Genomic DNA, 17,074 nt, shown 5'->3' with positions numbered 1-17,074 from the left:
TCGGTCGTTTCGCGCCCGCGGGCAAAAACCCGTCTCCGGGAGGGCTCAGTTGTCTCCGGGAGGGCTCAGTTCGGCCGGCGCTGACGCCGTGCCCCGGTCACGTCACCCACGAGAGGACGCGTGCGGCGCGGTGCGTGCCCTGGGAGACGGCGACGCTGAGCGTCGAGAGCGCCTCCGTCACGCCGCGCCGTGCGGCGCTCACGCTTTTGACCGTGCCGGTCCGCGCGTAGTACCCGGACTTGCGGCCGGCGGCGCCGACGTAGTGTTTCGCCGCCATCCGGATCGGCGCGCGCCGCCCGTCGACTCGCGTCGTGCCGTTTCGGATCGCGTCCAAGACGTCGTCGGCCGTGACCGCGTCGACCGACTCGCGGCCCTCGATTTCGACCTCGGTGTACGCGCGTCCGACGTACTCCAAGTGGTGGGCGTCGCTCGCGGCGATTCCGGGATAGCCGTGTTTGGCCGCGAACCGCCGCGAGCGACGGTTGCGGTAGCCGGTGAACAGCCACGCGTTGAACACCTCGATGGCGTCGACCTCGGCGACGGCATCGTCCGCGTCCTCGTGGGCGTTCGGCAGGGGGATGTTCCGCTCGCGGACGCCGTGGCGCGACCGCTGGAAGGGGTGGGGAACGATCGCGACGCCGCCGTGATCGCGGATCCACGCGACGGTCTCGTCGTACGGCTCCCGGCGCGGCGGCATGCGCTCGACGCCGATGGCGAGCAGGTGCCCGTGCGCGGTCGACACCTCCACGCCGGGGATGCCGATCAGCCCGTACTCCGCCGCGATATCCGCCGCCCGCTTCGACTCGCCGATGACGTCGTGGTCGGTGATGACGACGGCGTCGAGACCGATCTCCGCGGCGTGTTCCAAGATGAGCTCGACCGGCTCGTGGCCGTCGTAGCTGTCGTCCGAGTGGACGTGCGGGTCGATACTAACGGTGACGCGGGACACACCAGTAGCTGACGGCGGGAGACATATAAATGCGTGAGAGTGGACGGCCGCCCCTATCGCTCTCCCGTCGGCGTCGGCATCGGCTTCGACGACGATTTTAATTCCTGTTATTATTAACTCGGAAAATTGTGTCTGGGCGTTCGAAACGGCTACTACCGGAGTATCACCGGATAGAATCGCTACGCAGTAGTTAAGTGGGATCGATGCACACGTCCGACTGAAGTACCCCGTCACGTCCGTTCGAGCGCACCGGAGCCGTCGGAACGCGAGCGCGACGCCCGAAGCCCGTGACGGGCGGCCGGCGTACCAACCACAAACACACCGCACAACAGTCACGCCGCGGCTCCCACGACGGTGTCGGGTGTTGTGTCCGCTCGCCACCATCCGACCGCGATGAACACACTCCTCGCCGCCTCGCTGATCGAGCTGTCCGTCGGCGTCGCCTGTCTGTTGGTCGCCGTCGCGGCGATGCCGTATCGGTCTCGACCCGGCGGCACGCCGCTGGTGCTGCTCGCCATCGGCGGCGGCGCGTGGGCGGCCACCGCGGCCGCGGCCTCGCTAATCGCCGATCCCGCGCTGACGATGTGGGCACAGCGCGGGACCTACGCGGCGACCGGCTTCGTGTCGCTCTGTTGGTTCTACGTCGTCGTCGAGTACACGCGCCGGGTCTGGTGGTCCCGACCGACCGTCCTCGCGGCCGTCGCCGGCCTCCTCGCGCTCGACTGGCTCGTCCTCGCGACCGATCCGATCCACCGGCTGGTCATCGCGGAGCCCACGACCGTCTCCCACATGGGCGCTATCGACCCGATGCCCGGCGTGTTGCTGTGGGTCACCGCCGCCTGGAAGATCGCCTTTTTGGTCGCCGGCATCGGCTTCCTCACCGGCGAGTTCGCGACCCACCGCGGCGTCTACCGGCAGCAGTCGATCGCGATGGTCGCCGCGGGCGTCCTCCCGCTCGGCGCCGCGCTCGTCGAGGTGCTGGACCTGATCGTGGTGCCGGGGCTGGACATCGGCGTCATCGGCGTCGCCGCGAGCAGCGTGGTCGCGTTCTGGGCGCTGTTTTACACCGGGTTCTTAGACGTCGTTCCCATCGCCCGGCGGTCGCTGTTCGTGAGCATGGCCGACGCCGTGGTCGCGGTCGACGAGCGGGACCGCGTCGTCGACATCAACGAGACGGCACAGACGATCCTCGACGCCGACGAGCACGTCCTCGGCAGCGACGCGGCCGCCGTGATCCCCACCGAGGCGCTGGCCTGCGAGGACGGCGAGTCGGTCGCCGTGCCGCTCACCAGAGACGGGGCGCGACGCCGGTACGAGGCCTCGGTCTCGCCGATCCGGGTGGAGAGCGTCCCCGACCGGCCGAAACCCACGGACGAGCGGATCGGCCGGCTGTTCGTGCTGCGAGACGTCACCGAACAGCACGAGCGCCAACTGACGTTAGCGGCCCAAAACGAACGGCTCGAAGAGTTCTCTTCGGTGCTGAGCCACGACCTCCGGAACCCCTTGAACGTCGCACAGGGCCACCTGGAGTTGGCGCGGGCGACGGGGGAAGACGAGCACTTCGACGCCGTCGACCGCGCGCTCGGGCGCATCGGCGAGCTCACCGACGACCTGCTCGCGCTGGCGCGAGCGGGGACCCCGATGGCCGACGCCGAAGACATCCATCTCGCCGAGCTCGTCGGCGAGTGCTGGGCGACGGTGTTGACCGACGGCGCGACCCTGGTGGTGGACACGGACCTGGTGATGAGCGCGGACCGGCTCCGGCTCAAACAGCTGTTCGAGAACCTCTTTCGGAACGCCATCGAACACGGGGGGGCGACGGTCACCGTCACCGTCGGCGAGGTCGCCGACGGGGCGGGGTTCTACGTGGCGGACGACGGGCCGGGCGTCCCGGAGTCCGACCGCGAACTGGTGTTCGAGAGCGGCCACTCGACGCTGGTCGGCAACACGGGCCTCGGACTGGCCATCGTGAAACAGGCCGCCGAGGCGCACGGGTGGACGGTTCGGCTGACGGCCAGCGAGACCGGCGGGGCGCGGTTCGAGTTCGCGCCGGCGGCGTGACGCGACCGCCGCTCATCGCGCACCCGCGCGGAAATCGCCCGTCAGAGAACCGCTCGCAGCCGAGGGCTATTGATAACCCGGTGCGCTCAGCGGAACAGTCCCTTCACGCGGTCGACGACCGAACTCTCCGCTTCGGCGGCCGCCTCCTCCTGGCGCTTCTGCTCGCGGAGCTCCCGGAGCGCGGCCGCCTGATCGTCGGTCCCCTCCCCGCTCGCCGTCTTCGCCTCGCCGCCCTTGAGGCCTTTTAAGTTGGAGACCGCGTCGTCGACGGTTCCGGTGGTCGTCCGGGTCTCCTTCGCGGAGCCGGCGAGTTTCTCGCGGTCGACGTCGACGTCGTCGATGGCGCTGGTGTCTAACTGCAACCGCCGCGTCTCCGAGCGCTCGACGCCGCCCCACGTCAACTCCGCGTCCTCCAGTTCGCGCTCGATGTCCGCGCGAACCTCGGCGTCGGTGACCGTCTCGGTCTCGTCGCCGGAGCCGGTCGCGGCCTCGCCGGTCGCGCCGCCCGCCGCTCCGCCTCCCGCGCCTGCAGCCCCGCCGGTCGCCTGCTCGACGCGGTGGGCGACCAGCGCGCCGCCGGTCGCGGCGATGACGGCGACGAGCCCGACGGCGTACACCGCGACCACCTGCGCGCTGTAGTCCGTCGCGGTGGAGACGTTCCAGTTGTACGGGTACGTCCGGGAGAACAGCCCGACGGCGACGAGGGTGATGGCGCTCCCGGCGCCGGCGAGGTACAGCATCCGCCGGTCGACCGGCAGCAGGACGACGACGCCGAGGAGGAGGGCCGGCAGCCCGACCGCGGCGGCGACGGCGGCGACCTCCTGTACGGCGTACGTCGACAGCGCCTCGGGCGGGAGCGTCGCGCTGTACAGGAAAACGACGACGCCGATCAGCCCGAGGGCGATGCCGGCGAAGAAGAGGCCGAACCCCGCGTACACGTCGACGGCTCGGTCCGGATCGCCGACGTACTGCCGGTAGTATCCGAGAAGCGCGCTCTCGTCGTTCGACTCGCTCATACATGACGGTCTGTGCCGACTCTAATGATTGTTACCCCCTGTCCTTTTTACGACCGGCGCCGAGCCTCCACACGAACACCCGTGCCACTCGACTGTCCGCGCTGCGGCGGCACCCTCTCGACGTTCTCGCTCAGCGACGCCACGGCGGTCGCCTGCGACGACTGCGGCTACGTCGGCGTCGAGGCCGACCACTCGGGCGAGCCCACGTTCGCCGAGAGTTGGGCGGACGCGTTCGCGCGGTTTCAGGAGGACAACGACTGACCATGCCGACACTCGACATCACCGACGACCACCGCGACCGGATCGAGTCGCTTCGTGCGGAACTGGCCGCCGCCCACGCCGGGCCGTACGCCTCAGTCGACACCGACGACACGCTGGCGTACCTGCTCGACTTGGCCGACGCCGTCGACGACCCGAATCGCGAGGCGTCGGCCGACGCGCTCTCCGGCGAGACGGGTCCAGCGCCCTCGGGCGATGCCGAGGGCGACGCCGGCGTCCCCTTCGACCGCGACGCCGCTCGCGAGCGACTCGCGGCGCGCAACCGGAAGCACGGCGACCCGGATGCGGCCGACGAGATGGACCTCTACTCCGTCGCCGCCGCGTTCGACGTGACCGGGCGCAGCGAGATGACGAAGGCGGCGCTCATCGACGCGATCCTCGACGCGGCCGCGGCGGTCGCAGCCGACCCCTTCTCGCGGGTCGACGTCGACATCGGCGGGGCCGGGGACGATGCGACCGACGCTGCCGACGCAGACGAGGCAGGCGACGCGGACGACGGGTCGGCCGCGAGCGACGACAGCGACGCCGACGACGGCGCCGACACCGACGCTGGCGACGACACCGACGACACCGGCGCCAGCCAACTGAACGCGATGATGAGCCTGCTGGACACCCACGAGGACAAGTGGCGGGAGGCCGACGGCGACGCCCGCTACGAGGTCGAACTGCCCGACGGCGACGTCGAGACGGCGCGCACGAAAGACGACGTGCGCGCGCTGCTGTTTAAAAACTACTGACCCATGGGACTGCTCTCACGACTGCGCGCGTGGCTCGGCGGATCGTCCGCAGAATCAGACGATGACGACACGATCGATGAGGGGGAGTCGGCCGCGACCGACTCGGACGCCGAGAGCGACGAGGCGACCCGTCTCGATCCGGACGCCGCGACCGAGACGCGCACGACTGCAACCGATGACGCCGTCGACGCTCTCCGCGACGTGCGCCGGCAGGAGCCGGACCCGAACGAGACCGACTCGGCGGGCCCCGAGACCGACGACGAGTGACGGGTGGCAGTCTGTTGGCCGAGAGGACCCGCCACAATCGGACGAACAGTTAGGTTCTCGCGGACGAAGGCGCTGGTATGACCGATCCGACCGACCGCGAGTACGTCGAGCGCGCTATCGACCTCGCCGAAGCGGCCGTCGAGGCCGGGAACACCCCGTTCGGCGCGCTGCTCGTCTGCGACGGCGAAATCGTCGCGGAGCGACGGAACGAGACCGTGACCGACGACGACCTGGCCGCCCACCCGGAGTTGGCGCTCGCGCGGTGGGCCGGGCGCGAACTCGACCCCGACGAGCGCGCCCGCAGCACGATGTACGCCAGCACCGAGCCGTGCCCCATGTGTGCGACCGGCATCCACTACGCCGGGATCGGCCGGGTCGTCTTCGGCGTCGCGGGCGAGACCCTCGACGCGCTCACCGGCGGCGTGGTGCCCATCCCCTGCGCCGAGGTGATCCGGCGGGCGGACGGCGACACGACGGTGACCGGGCCGGTCGCCGAGGACGCCGCGATGGCCCTCCACGAGTCGGTGTACGGTGAGTCGTAACGCGCGGGGCGGGGGGCCGTCGAGCCGCCCCGACCCGCCGCCGATCCTCGCCGTCGGCGCCGCGGTGATAGACGAGTGGTACGCCGTCAGCAACCTCCCCGAGGCGGACGGCGGCGCGTTCGCTCACGAGGTGACGACCGCGTTCGGCGGCGTGGGCGCCAACGTCGCCGTCGCGCTCGACCGACTCGGCCGCGAGGTCGGCCTGGTGAGCCGCGTCGGCGACGACGAGTACGGGCGGCGGGCCCGCGAGCACCTCGCCGAGACCGGGGTCGACGGCTCGCACGTCGCCGTCGGCGACGACCCCTCGACGCGCTCGCTCATCCTCAGCGACCCCGACGGCGAGCGCGCCATCGTCACCACGGGCGAGAGCTTTCGCCACCTCACTCTCGACGAGTCGATCCGCGAGGCGCTGGCCGCAACCGAGACCGTCTTTCTGACGGGGTACACCCCCGACGCGGTGTCGCGTGCGGTCCTCGATGTCGTCGCGTCCGCGCCCGACCCGCCGGCGCTCGTCTTCGACCTCTCGGGGCCGGTCGAAGAGCTCATCGGCCGCGGGACCGAGCCCACGACGATCCACCGACTCCTCTACGCCGCGGACCTGTTCGTCGTCGGCGACGTGGCGGCCGGGGCCTACTTCGGCGGTCCCGACGCGGCGCTCGACCGAATCGCCGCCGCACACCGAACGAGGGCGGACGAGGGGTCCGACGGCGCCGCGGACGGGTGGCCGCGCGCGGTCCTCACCCACGGCGCCGACGGGATGACGGTCGTGGCGGCCGGCGACACCGCGTCCCTCGACGCGTTCACCGTCGACGTGGTGGACTCGACCGGCGCCGGCGACGCCTTCGTCGCGGGCCTGATCGATCAATGGATCGCGCCGCGGGGCGAGAGTGATTTAAAAGACGACCCGGCCGCGGTCGACGACGGCGTCCGGTTCGCGGCGGCCGCCGCCGCGATCAACTGCGAGTTCCGGTTCGCACAGCCGGGGCTCCCGGACCGAGAAGCAGTCGAGGCGTTCCTCGCGGAGCGGCGGGGCTGATCGGGGGGGCGTCGTCGGCCGTGGAGCCTTCTCGTCTGCCCTATCGAACCTCGTCGGCGCGCTCGACGAGGGCCGCCACGCGGTCGGTGTCGACCGGGGCGGTCGTCTCCCCGTCCTTTTTAAGCGCTGTGCCGACGATCGCGCCGTCGGCGATTGCGAGGACATCGCCGATCGTGTCGGCTCTGACGCCGCTGCCGACGAGGACCGGCGTGTCGAGCCCGTGCGCGTCGCGCTCGTCGGCGACCGCCTCTAGGGCCGCCAGATCCATCGCCTCGCCCGTGCCGCGCCCGGAGGCGATCACGGCGTCGGCGAGGCCGCGCTCCGCGGTGTCGGCGAACGACTCCGCGGTGTGTCCCTCGGCCGCGAGCGGCGCCGAGTGTTTCACGTCCGTGTCGGCGAACACCCCCACGTCGACGCCGAGGCGTTCCCGGAGTCGGATCGTCTCGTGGGCCGCTCCCTGGACGACCCCCTGGTCCGTGACGCGAGCGCCGGTGTGGACGTTCACTCGAACGTAGTCGGCGCCGACGGCGGCGGCGACCGACAGGGCGGCGTCCGCGTCGTTCCGGAGGACGTTGATCCCGAGCGGGAGGTCGGTCGCCTCGGCGATCGCGGTCGCGGCGCGGGTGACGCTCGCGACGACGTGTTTCGGCACGTCGTCCGGATAAAACGGGGCGTCCCCGAAGTTCTCGACCATGATCCCGTCGACCCCGCCGCGATCAAGGGCACGGGCATCGCTGGCTGCGCGGTCGAGCGCCGCGCGCATCGCGGCCGCGCCGTCGTCGGGCGCCTTCGGCGCCCCCGGAAGCGGCGGGAGGTGTACCATACCGATCAGCGGCGCGTCCGTGCCGAAGGTGGCCTCGAACTCCATGGGGTCGACCGACGACCCCTCGGCGGATAAGTCTCACCACACGCCGACCGCTCCGACCCGTCTCCCACACCGTTTACCTGCTCCGTCCCGAACGGCGGGCCAGGAGATGGGTATCGACATCGACGACGACCGGCGCGCCGGCGAGGTGACGCTCGTGTTCTCGCTCGGGGCCGCACGGCGCCTCGCGGACCCGCCCGCGGCGTTCGCCGAGGCGCGGGCGTGGAGCCGGCACGTCGGCATCGTCGCCAACGACGCGGCGGCGGTCGACCGATTCGTCCGCGCGACCGGCGTCGAGAGCGACTACGCGCTCCGCAACTGGGACAAGTGGGGGACCCTCGGCGACATCCACGACGAGACCGACGCCCCGCGGGCGGTGTTCGTCGGCGCGTCGGCCGCGAACCGGCGCGTCGCGACCCACGTCGGCTTCGAGTACGTCCCGATAGAAGAAGCAGCAGCGCGAGCGGGATGGACGCTCTCGGACTCCGAGCCGATGCCCGACCCGAGCCTCCCGGAGCGCCTGTGGCGTCGGCTCCGCGACCGGTTCGGCTGAGCGGTCGCTTTTAACTCGCGTTCGGACGCGAACGGGAGGCGGACCTCTACCGACGTGACTCGACGGTGAGGTCGGTCGCGATCCACGCGTCCGTGTTCCCGTCCTCGGTGAAGACGGTGCGGTCCGGCGAGGTGCGATTCGCCGCCACCGTCGGTCGTGCCTCCGACTCCTCTCCGCGCTCGCGTTCGACTCGGTCCCCAGCGGTCATTACCGACCCATCAGGGGTGCGGTGGATTATATATTTCGGTCAACCTAAAAACGGGGCGTCGACCGTCCGTCGCCGGCGAGGCGGACGGGGAATCGGATCACATTAGCCCGTGGCGGGCGTCGTCGGAGTCAATGACGCGCTCGCTTTTTACCCCGTTCACGCTGCGCGAGACCGAGTTCCGCAACCGGGTCATGCTGTCGCCGATGTGTCAGTACTCCGCCACCGACGGCATGGCGACCGACTGGCATCAGGTCCACCTCGGAACCCGCGCCGCCGGCGGCGCCGGCGTCGTGATGACCGAGGCGACGGCCGTCGAACCGCGCGGGCGCATCACGCCGAACTGTCTGGGCATCTGGTCCGACGACCACGCCGAGGCGCTCGAATCGACCGTCGAGTTCGTCGCGTCGCAGGGGGCGACCCCCGGAATCCAACTGGCGCACGCCGGGCGCAAGGCCTCTCACCGCCCGCCGCACGAGGGCGGCGACCCCATCCCCGCGGACGACCCCGACGGCTGGGAGACGGTCTCTTCGACCGACCGGCCGTACCCGGTCGGCGAAGACGCGTCCGTCGACCCGGCCGCGACCCGGCGGCTGGACGGTGAGGGCATCGACGAAGTTATCGAGGCGTTCGTTGACGCCGCGGCGCGGTCGCGCGACATCGGGTTCGAGGTCGCCGAGGTCCACGCGGCGCACGGCTATCTGCTCCACCAGTTCCTGTCGCCGGTCACCAACGACCGCGACGACGAGTACGGCGGGAGCTTCGAGAACCGGACGCGGCTGCTCCGGGAGGTCGTCGCCGCCGTCCGCGAGGTCTGGCCCGACGGGAAGCCCGTCTTCGTCCGGATCTCGGCGACCGACTGGCTCCCCGACCGCGACTCGTGGGACGTGGACGACTCGGTTCGGCTGGCCCCCCTGCTCGCCGAGGCCGGCGCCGACCTGATCGACGTCTCCGGCGGCGGGACCCACCCGGACCAGCAGATCCCGAGCGCCGGACCGGGGTATCAGGTCCCCTACGCCGAGGCGATCCGCGAGGGGACCGACGTGCCCGTCGCCGCAGTCGGCGGGATCACGGAGCCGACCCACGCCGACGCCCTCGTCCGGAACGAGCGGGCCGACCTCGTCGCGCTCGGTCGCGAACTGCTCCGGCGCCCGTACTGGCCGCTGGAGGCCGCCCACGAACTCGGCGCGGACGTCGAGTGGCCGGTGCAGTACCGGCGCGGGCAGTTCGACTGAGACGCCGGCACACGCTCCGGGAAGACTTATTTCCCTTCCGCGAGCCGACGGGATATGGAGTACCGACCGTTCCCCGACGAGCGCGGCGACGAGTTCGCCGCGTTCATGCGATACGCCTTCTCCCCCACCGAGGGGCCGTACGACCCCGACGCGGCAGACGACCGGAACGGCATCGCCGACAGGCGAGGGCTGTTCGACGACGGCGACGACCCGGTCGCGGTGTGTGCTCACCACTACTTCTCGCTGCGGGTCCGCGGGACCGACCGCGAGGTCGCCGGGCTCTCGGCCGTCGCGTCCCCGCCGGAACACCGGCGACAGGGCAACGTCGGGCGCGTGCTCCGGGAGTCGCTGGCGGAGTACCGGGACCGCGGCGTCGCCCTCTCGACGCTGTGGCCGTTCAGCCACCCGTTCTACGCGAACTACGGCTGGGCGACCGCCTCCCGCTACCGCCGTCTCACCGCGCCGCCGGCACAGCTCGGGTTCGTCGACGACCTGATCGCGACCGCGGGAGCCGACGCCGGCACGTTCCGCCGGCTCGACGAGGACGACTATCCGGCCGTCGCGCCCGTCCTCTCCGCGATGGCGGACCGCTACGACCTCACGATGGACTGGACGGAGGCGTGGTGGCGCGAGCGAACGCTCCAGGGGTGGAAGACCGACCCCTTCGTCTACGGCTGGGAGCGCGACGGCGAACTCCGGGCGATCTGTGCGTACAGTTTCGACGACGACGGCGACGGGAACGATCCGGTGTTGCGCGTCACCGACGTGGCCGTCGCGGACGACGAGGCGTGGTTCCAACTGCTCCGATTCTTCCGGAATCACGACTCGCAGGCGTCCGCGGTCCGGATTCGCGCCCCGCCGGACGCGCCCCTCCTCGACCTCGTGGCGGACCCGCGAGCCGTCGACTGCGAGGTCCGGACCGGTCCGATGGTCCGGCTCGTCGACGTCGCCGCCGCCCTCGAAGCGCTCTCGCCCGACCCCGCCGTCGAGGCCCGCTTCACGCTGGCCGTCACCGACCCCCTCGCCGACTGGAACGACGGGACCGTCCGCGTCGCCGTCGAAGACGGGTCCGTCGCCGTCGCACCGCTCGATACCGCGCCCGCAGCCCCGGACGTCACGGCCGGCGTCGGCGCCCTCTCACAGCTGTACGTCGGCTATCGCTCGGTCGACGCGCTACGACGGGGCGGCGACCTCGCCGTCGACGCCGACGCCGCGGGGACGCTCCGCGACCTCTTCCCGACGCGGACGACGCACCTCCGCGAGGGGTTCTGACCGTCGCCTCGCCGCGTCCGGCGACGCCGCCCCGGCCGGGCTTTTTATCTGCTGACCGCATACGTCCGCGTATGAGTTCCCGCGACGACCGACGTGACGAGGCCCTCGAAGAGCGGCTCGACGAGCTCGAGAGCGTGCTGACCGAACTCCGCCGCGACCTTCGCGAGACGGAGCAGGACCGCCGCGGGCCGCCGCGTCCGCCCCGGCTCTCGGAGCTCGTCCGGTTCACCGAGCAGTACACGATTCCGACGGTGATCGCGCTCCTGGAGACGACCATCGCGTCGCTCGAACTCGTCCAGGGGGCGCTCCGACTGGCGGACCCCGGCCGGAGCCTCGACGAGGCCGGATCGGCCGCCGACCGCCTCGGCGACGTGCGAGACGGGGCCAGCGCCGGGCTGTCGCGGTCGCTCTCGGAACTCCGACGGGCGCTCTCCGAGGCCGACCTGCCGGAAGAGGCCGCGTCGCGGTCGATCCTCTCGGAGGCCCGCGATCTCACGGCGGAGATCGAAGCGCGCATCGACGAGGGGCGGCGCGAGGCCGACGCCGCCCGGAGCGGTCGCCGAGACCCGTTCGACTGGCAGCGCGACGACGCGCCCGACGCCGACGCGTCTGGCGACCGGGGGATCACGATCGACGTGGCCGACCCGGACGACGACGAGGAACCGACGGCCGAACCAGAGGATCCGGACGACCCGGCGCCGGAAGTCGACGTCGAGTCCGAACTGGAGTCGATCAAGCGCCAACTCGACGACGACGGGTCGGCGGCCGGCGACGGACTGGAGGCCGACGGACTGGAGGCCGACGACGAGCGAGCGTCGGCCGACGACGACCCGGACGCCACCCGCGATCAGCCCGATTCCGGGGAGGGCGGCGGCCGGAGCGACGCCGGAGGCGATAGCCAGAGCGACGACGAACCGCCGACCGACGACGACAACTCGGCGTAGCCGACGCGCCGGTTGACCCCGAGCCGCACCGGACGCGCTTATAAATCGGTTCCGGGCCGCCCCGGGCGTTTTTAAAAGTCGACGCCGAGGCAGTCGGCGACGCGCTCCGCCGAGTCGACGAGCAGCGCGTCGTCGTCGGTGAACACCTCGATGGCGACGGTCCCGTCGAAGCCGTCGAGTTCGGACGCGAGGAGGTCGTAGTCCACCTCGCCGGCGCCGACCGGGAGGTGGGTGTCGCCGCGGCGGCGCACGTCGTGACAGTGGAGATGCGAGATCTGGTCGCCGTGCGAGCGCAGGAACCGCTTTATCGCTTTGTTGTCGCCCTCCATGTACGCGTGGCCCACGTCGAAACAGATCGGGGTGTCCGTCTCGCGGGCGATGTCGCCGAGGACCGACAGCTGGAGCCCGGCGTGCTGGTGGCCGACGTTCTCGACGACGACTTCGACGCCCGCCTCGCGGCCGACGTCGGCGATTCGCTCCAGTTGGTCGGCGGCCGTCTCCCGGAACGCCACGTCGTCGCGGTCGGCGGAGGTGGCGTGGAGGACGGCCTTTTCCGCGCCCAGTTCTCCGGCCGCGGTCAACAGGCGGCGCTGGTAGTCGACGATGGCGTCGTTGATCTCGGGGACGTACGTCGCCAGCCGCTGGCTGTACGGCAGGTGAACGACCAGGTCGCGCCCGGCGAGCGCCCGGTCGATGCGCTCGAGGTCGATGGCGCCCGGAACGAGCGTCGGCTCGCCGAGCCCCAGTTCACAGAAGTCGAACCGCGCCGGCGACGCCGCGAGCCGGTCGAGGTCGTCGCCGACGGTGAGGCCGAGGTCCATGTCGGCGGTGGGTGCGGATGGCTCTTATAAATGGCGTCGCCGACTTCGTGGCCGTCACCGATGCCCGGCTTGCACCACTTGCTGCGATGGAACCGCGAGCTACGAGTCGGTCGGGTCGCATCCGACGAATCGGGCCACCTGTTTGGCCGCGCTACTCGTCACCGTCCGGTCGACGATCGCCACTGCGCGTTCGATGTCGGCCTCGCGAAGGGAGACGACTGCCCACGGAGAGACGAACGATCGTTCCGAGAGGCCGCCTTCGACAAACCGTCCCGCGAGCGAAATCGACGGTGAGTACTCTTTCGTCGTGATTCCGGCGGCGATGTATTGTTCACCCGCAAACGGGTGTGTCTCGTCGCTCAGGATGAGGTAGGGCCGTCGAGGAGTGTGTCCATAGGGATCGACGGCGACGACGACGCTTCCACGCCGGAGCATCAATTTCCGCTCGTCTCGGCGTCGATGTCTGGTAGTGTCGCATCCCAGTCGGGATTCGTGTCGTAGTGATCGCCCTCGAACTGGTCAGCGACGGCTCGGAGGCCGATCTCGCTAGCCGTTTGCGCATCGTACGCCTCGATATTGATCGCCCAATATGCGCCTTTGTGTCGGACGAGCCCCCGCTCTTCGAGGCGGTTTAGCGTCGTCCCAACACTTCCTCGAGGAATTTCAAGTTCGTCGGCGAGTTCGCTCGGCGTGAACCCGAGCTCGGGATGTCGTGCGAGGTGTTCTAGAATCTGTCGGCCGTTTGTCCCCTCATTCGGAAGGTCATTCGGATGATAGCTCTCGAAATCGACAGGCATTGTAATCTACTGTAATTTTACGCTTACGTGTGTAATTAGTCTTTTGCCGATGGGATCGTTCGAGCGGGGGATTCACCGCGGTGACTCTGTTGAAGCCCTTTGAAACTGACAAAACTAGTGTAATAGACAGATGGCGCGACTGTGGCACGTCGCAGTGGCGAAATCAGGATAGACCGATTCGCTCAATACAGGCGATCTACATACCGGCACACAATACGGATCTACCTACATTGTGTCAGAACCCCGTGCGAGATACAGAGGTTGTAGTCGTCACAAGAACTATCTTATATTCTCCATCTGTATTCCGAACCACCCGATAGAATATGCCTACGAATTAAGCATATCGTGTAATTTTACGGTCTGTTTCGGGTGGTTGTATAGAATTTTGCGCACGATCCGACCAGTAATTGTACTGTCTCCTTGTTCCAACAACTCTCGATAACCTTCGATAAAATGTTCTTCACCAAGTTTCTGTAGGGACTGATAGTCTGCTATAATTTCTTCTACTCGGATAGCAATCAAAAATGTAACAAACGGTATGGTCAAAGAACCTATAGTATCGATCAGCATGGCTGCTGATAATCCTCCGAAGCCGATTTCAAGCATCAATTGTGCTTTTTGATACGTGACGATGAGTAGAAGAATAAGTAGCGCATAGATGATGCCCTTCCAAATAACGTTCCTGTTTTTATGGCTCTCTTCGTGGGTTAAAAGGAGCTGTTTGGCTTGAACGGAGAGGCCCTCGGTCCAATGTAGGTTCCATATGATTGTACCAAATGGAGTTGCTTGTGCTAATCCCGGACTGTCTTTGTCGAATATATATACTCTGATAGTTTTGTGGGGGAGTGTAATTTCTTTTTGTCCTTTCAGAGTTGTTCGTTTTGTAAATAGTACAAACATCCATGTTAGTAGATATTTTATTTGCTCTATGCCTCTCAACACGAGATTCATATTCGGACAAATATCTTAGAATACAAATCATTTCTGGAAGTGATAATCATTTAAAAACCAATGGAAACCACAACTGCGATGGTGGCCCCATGGCGACCCACCGCACGACTATTGGCACACCTACTTGAGCTGGTAGAATCCTCAACGCTCAATACGCAGGTGCGTTCTATCGGCTAGTTCAGGGTTCAGAGAGGGAAGATAACATAGTTCCCGTGCTGACTGCGTCCTCTGCATCTCGCATGGCTTCTGCGACCTACCAGAGGCGAAGGAGTCCAACAGATCCACGGCGATACATCCCCTACGTCGCGCAATCTGTGTGCCCTCACGGGAGCTCAGTGGAAAATTGACAACTAAATCGCGTTTCGATGGACCGATTCAGTCGTCGAGCGGGTTCTCGACGTCGATCTCGCCGGAATCGATCTCGGCTTCGACCTCGCGGACCGCGGTGACCATGTTCTCCGTCTTCCCGTACGCGATGTCGCGGGGGAGGAGCTTCAGGCCGCAGTCGGGCGAGATGGTGAGCTTCTCCGGCGGGACGACGCGGAGGCCCTGCCGGATGTTCTCCTTGATCTCTTCGACCGGCTCGACCTCGGCGGTGTGTGCGTCGACGACGCCGAGCGCGAGGTCCGGCTCGAACTCGGGATCCGTGAACGTCGGGATCTGTTCGAAGTCGCCGTTACAGAGTTCCACGTCGAACTCGTCGATCGGGTAGTCGTTGATCTCGGGGTAGATCCGCGAGTAGTCGCCGTAACAGACGTGCAGGCCGATCCGGACCTCCTCGTCAATGCCCGAGACGATGCGTTCGAGCGCCTCGCCGACGATGGCGTGGTCCTCGGGCGTCGTCGCCAGCGCGGGCTCGTCGATCTGGATGTAGCGCGCGCCCGCCTCGACCAGCTTCTCGACCTCCTCGTTGACGAGGTCGGCGAGGTCGTAGACCAACTCCTCGGTGGAGGGGTACGCCTCGTTGAACGCCCAAAATCCGAGGGTGTACGGCCCCGTGATCGGGACCTTGACGGGGCGTTCCGACACCTCGGAGGTGAACTCGAACTCGTCGACGAGCCACGGCTCGTCGTACTCGACCGACTCGACGACGCTCGGCTTGTCGAAGTAGTTGTGGCCCCACACCTTCACCGGCCCGTTGAACTCGTAGCCGTCGATGCGGTCGGCGAAAAACTCCACCATCTCGTTGCGGCGCATCTCGCCGTCGACGACCGTGTCGAGGCCGGCGCGCTCGTGTTCGTGCGTGATCAGCCGGCAGGCGTCGTCGTGCGCCTCCGCCAGATCCGACGCGTCGAACTTCGAGTCCGGATCGTCGACCAGTTCGTCGGCACGATTCAGCCACTTCGGCTTCGGGTACGAGCCGACGACGGTCGTCAGCAGGAACGCGTCGTTCGGGTGGTCGTGCGGGCGGAACTGTTCGCGGTTTGCTTCGGGGTTTCGGGCCATTAGTCGAGCACCTCCGCGGCAGCGGCGAGCGCGTGCAGTTTCTCGCGGTACTTGTTCGCGGGCAGGTAGAACAGCTCGGTGTTCGGCGTCAGGTAGGTCGTGTCAAACCCTTCTGCGGGGATCTGCGACTCGAACCACTCGACGCGCTCCGCGACCGTCTCCGCCTCCTCGACGAGCGTGTTCTGCCCGTCGACGAGCCCGAGCGCGAGCGAGTCGGTGGAGCCGAACTCCTGGACGTTGTAAACCGTCTCGTCGCGGTCGCCGGCGACCAGATCGAGCCCGAGCGCGTCCGCGCCCGCCTCGTCGACGAGGTGGGCGTAGAGCTTCTCGCCGAGCGCGCCGTAGGAGGTCTGGACGACCACGTCGGCGTCGGTCGCCGAGGCGACCGTCGCGATGGCCTCCGTCGCGGCCGACTCCTCGCCCTCGGCGGGCGGGCTGGTGACGAGCGACGGCTCCAGTAAGAACAGCGTCTCGTGGGCCGGGAACGCCTCGACCTCGCCGGCGAGGAACTCGGCGACGGCCGCCTGGAACTCGGCGTCGTCGCCGTAGTGTTCGTCCGTGGCGAGCGCCGCGAGCGAGTACGGGCCCGGCAGCGTCGCGGCGAGGGGGGCCGCGTCGCCGACGAGTTCGGCCGCCGCCTCCAGCTCGCGCGCCACGTCGCCCGAGAAGTCGAGGTCGTCGACGACGCGCGGGTCGCGGTAGAAGTTGTTGTTGTCGTAGTACCGGACGATACCGCCCGTCTCGACGCTGTCGTGGACGGTAAGCGGGTGCGCGATCATGTCGTCCCAACGCCCCTGCCCCTCGCTTACGCGGTCGAGGCCGGCGTCGAGCTGATCGTCGACGTACTCGGCGCGGACGTCGGCGTACTCCTCGGTGATCGCCTCGCTTTCGTCGCCGCTCAGGAGGTCACCCTTCTGGTGGCCCTTGAGGTCGGAGAGCGTCTCTTTCGCCCAGTCCGGAAGCGGATACAGCCCCGGCGTGGCTGCGACTCGTTCGGTCATCACCAGCACTTCGATATACCGTCGTATAATATTTGCTAATGCTCTTTATGCTTATCAGTAATTTATACGGCGCCGATCTCACCCTCCGGTGCGACCC

Annotated in this window: 20 protein-coding genes; 10 read left to right on the top strand and 10 right to left on the bottom strand. The window is 68.2% G+C overall.

Features of this window, described 5'->3' with window-relative positions:
- Positions 1-97: 97 nt before the first annotated feature.
- A complete protein-coding gene (locus DOS48_RS24215; RefSeq protein WP_127118165.1) occupies positions 98-949 on the bottom strand; it encodes a PHP domain-containing protein in 852 nt (283 codons plus the stop codon).
- Between the two features lie 393 nt (positions 950-1,342).
- On the opposite strand from DOS48_RS24215, the gene DOS48_RS24210 reads away from it, so the two are divergent.
- Positions 1,343-3,010 carry a histidine kinase N-terminal 7TM domain-containing protein gene (locus DOS48_RS24210; protein ID WP_127118164.1) on the top strand — a complete coding sequence of 556 codons (1,668 nt, stop codon included), beginning with the start codon at positions 1,343-1,345 and terminating at the stop codon, positions 3,008-3,010.
- 86 nt (positions 3,011-3,096) lie between these two features.
- On the opposite strand, the gene DOS48_RS24205 is transcribed toward DOS48_RS24210, so the two are convergent.
- The gene (locus tag DOS48_RS24205; protein ID WP_127118163.1) at positions 3,097-4,026 is read right to left on the bottom strand and encodes a permease; all 930 of its coding nucleotides are present in this window, start codon (positions 4,024-4,026) and stop codon (positions 3,097-3,099) included.
- 81 nt (positions 4,027-4,107) lie between these two features.
- Between DOS48_RS24205 and DOS48_RS24200 the strand changes: the two genes are divergently transcribed.
- From DOS48_RS24200 to DOS48_RS24180, 5 genes are all read left to right on the top strand, one after another.
- Positions 4,108-4,287, top strand: coding sequence for a zf-TFIIB domain-containing protein (locus DOS48_RS24200; RefSeq protein WP_127118162.1), 180 nt, complete (start codon positions 4,108-4,110; stop codon positions 4,285-4,287).
- A gap of 2 nt (positions 4,288-4,289) precedes the next feature.
- The gene (locus DOS48_RS24195; RefSeq protein WP_127118161.1) at positions 4,290-5,042 is read left to right on the top strand and encodes a hypothetical protein; all 753 of its coding nucleotides are present in this window, start codon (positions 4,290-4,292) and stop codon (positions 5,040-5,042) included.
- Positions 5,043-5,045: 3 nt separating this feature from the next.
- Positions 5,046-5,309, top strand: a complete 264-nt coding sequence (locus DOS48_RS24190) for a hypothetical protein (RefSeq protein ID WP_127118160.1) — start codon at positions 5,046-5,048, stop codon at positions 5,307-5,309.
- 77 nt (positions 5,310-5,386) lie between these two features.
- A complete protein-coding gene (locus tag DOS48_RS24185) occupies positions 5,387-5,851 on the top strand; it encodes a nucleoside deaminase (protein WP_127118159.1) in 465 nt (154 codons plus the stop codon).
- Positions 5,841-6,887 carry a carbohydrate kinase family protein gene (locus DOS48_RS24180; RefSeq protein WP_127118158.1) on the top strand — a complete coding sequence of 349 codons (1,047 nt, stop codon included), beginning with the start codon at positions 5,841-5,843 and terminating at the stop codon, positions 6,885-6,887. Before DOS48_RS24185 ends, DOS48_RS24180 begins: the two co-directional genes overlap by 11 nt.
- 40 nt (positions 6,888-6,927) lie before the next feature.
- Here the strand turns inward: DOS48_RS24180 and DOS48_RS24175 are convergent, their stop codons facing one another.
- On the bottom strand, positions 6,928-7,755 hold the full coding sequence (locus DOS48_RS24175; protein WP_127118157.1) for a BtpA/SgcQ family protein: 828 nt from the start codon (positions 7,753-7,755) through the stop codon (positions 6,928-6,930).
- 106 nt (positions 7,756-7,861) lie between these two features.
- Between DOS48_RS24175 and DOS48_RS24170 the strand changes: the two genes are divergently transcribed.
- Complete coding sequence (locus DOS48_RS24170; protein WP_127118156.1) at positions 7,862-8,305, top strand: hypothetical protein; 444 nt, start codon at positions 7,862-7,864, stop codon at positions 8,303-8,305.
- 46 nt (positions 8,306-8,351) lie between these two features.
- On the opposite strand, the gene DOS48_RS24165 is transcribed toward DOS48_RS24170, so the two are convergent.
- Positions 8,352-8,513, bottom strand: coding sequence for a hypothetical protein (locus tag DOS48_RS24165; protein WP_168654259.1), 162 nt, complete (start codon positions 8,511-8,513; stop codon positions 8,352-8,354).
- 131 nt (positions 8,514-8,644) lie between these two features.
- Between DOS48_RS24165 and DOS48_RS24160 the strand changes: the two genes are divergently transcribed.
- From DOS48_RS24160 to DOS48_RS24150, 3 genes are all read left to right on the top strand, one after another.
- Positions 8,645-9,745 carry an NADH:flavin oxidoreductase/NADH oxidase gene (locus DOS48_RS24160; RefSeq protein WP_127118155.1) on the top strand — a complete coding sequence of 367 codons (1,101 nt, stop codon included), beginning with the start codon at positions 8,645-8,647 and terminating at the stop codon, positions 9,743-9,745.
- A 54-nt stretch (positions 9,746-9,799) separates the two neighbouring features.
- Positions 9,800-11,017: an enhanced intracellular survival protein Eis gene (eis, locus tag DOS48_RS24155; RefSeq protein WP_127118154.1), complete on the top strand. Its 1,218-nt coding sequence runs from the start codon at positions 9,800-9,802 to the stop codon at positions 11,015-11,017.
- 71 nt (positions 11,018-11,088) lie between these two features.
- Complete coding sequence (locus DOS48_RS24150; RefSeq protein ID WP_127118153.1) at positions 11,089-11,961, top strand: hypothetical protein; 873 nt, start codon at positions 11,089-11,091, stop codon at positions 11,959-11,961.
- A gap of 71 nt (positions 11,962-12,032) precedes the next feature.
- Here the strand turns inward: DOS48_RS24150 and DOS48_RS24145 are convergent, their stop codons facing one another.
- The 6 genes from DOS48_RS24145 to DOS48_RS24120 all read right to left on the bottom strand — a co-directional run bounded on the left by DOS48_RS24145 (position 12,033) and on the right by DOS48_RS24120 (position 16,977).
- Complete coding sequence (locus DOS48_RS24145; RefSeq protein ID WP_127118152.1) at positions 12,033-12,782, bottom strand: sugar phosphate isomerase/epimerase; 750 nt, start codon at positions 12,780-12,782, stop codon at positions 12,033-12,035.
- 99 nt (positions 12,783-12,881) lie between these two features.
- Positions 12,882-13,217, bottom strand: coding sequence for a hypothetical protein (locus DOS48_RS24140; protein WP_127118151.1), 336 nt, complete (start codon positions 13,215-13,217; stop codon positions 12,882-12,884).
- On the bottom strand, positions 13,217-13,579 hold the full coding sequence (locus DOS48_RS24135; RefSeq protein ID WP_127118150.1) for a helix-turn-helix domain-containing protein: 363 nt from the start codon (positions 13,577-13,579) through the stop codon (positions 13,217-13,219). The genes DOS48_RS24140 and DOS48_RS24135 overlap by 1 nt, the downstream gene beginning before the upstream one ends.
- Positions 13,580-13,906: 327 nt before the next feature.
- A complete protein-coding gene (locus DOS48_RS24130) occupies positions 13,907-14,530 on the bottom strand; it encodes a hypothetical protein (protein ID WP_127118149.1) in 624 nt (207 codons plus the stop codon).
- 375 nt (positions 14,531-14,905) lie between these two features.
- Positions 14,906-15,976: a methionine synthase gene (locus tag DOS48_RS24125; RefSeq protein ID WP_127118148.1), complete on the bottom strand. Its 1,071-nt coding sequence runs from the start codon at positions 15,974-15,976 to the stop codon at positions 14,906-14,908.
- Positions 15,976-16,977 carry a 5-methyltetrahydropteroyltriglutamate--homocysteine methyltransferase gene (locus DOS48_RS24120; protein WP_127118147.1) on the bottom strand — a complete coding sequence of 334 codons (1,002 nt, stop codon included), beginning with the start codon at positions 16,975-16,977 and terminating at the stop codon, positions 15,976-15,978. Before DOS48_RS24120 ends, DOS48_RS24125 begins: the two co-directional genes overlap by 1 nt.
- Positions 16,978-17,074: the final 97 nt, after the last annotated feature.

It is taken from the genome of Halorubrum sp. PV6 (assembly GCF_003990725.2).
Classification (GTDB): domain Archaea; phylum Halobacteriota; class Halobacteria; order Halobacteriales; family Haloferacaceae; genus Halorubrum.
The sequence above is the reverse complement of the archived record's forward strand: the minus strand, read 5'-3'. Positions and strand labels throughout refer to the sequence as shown.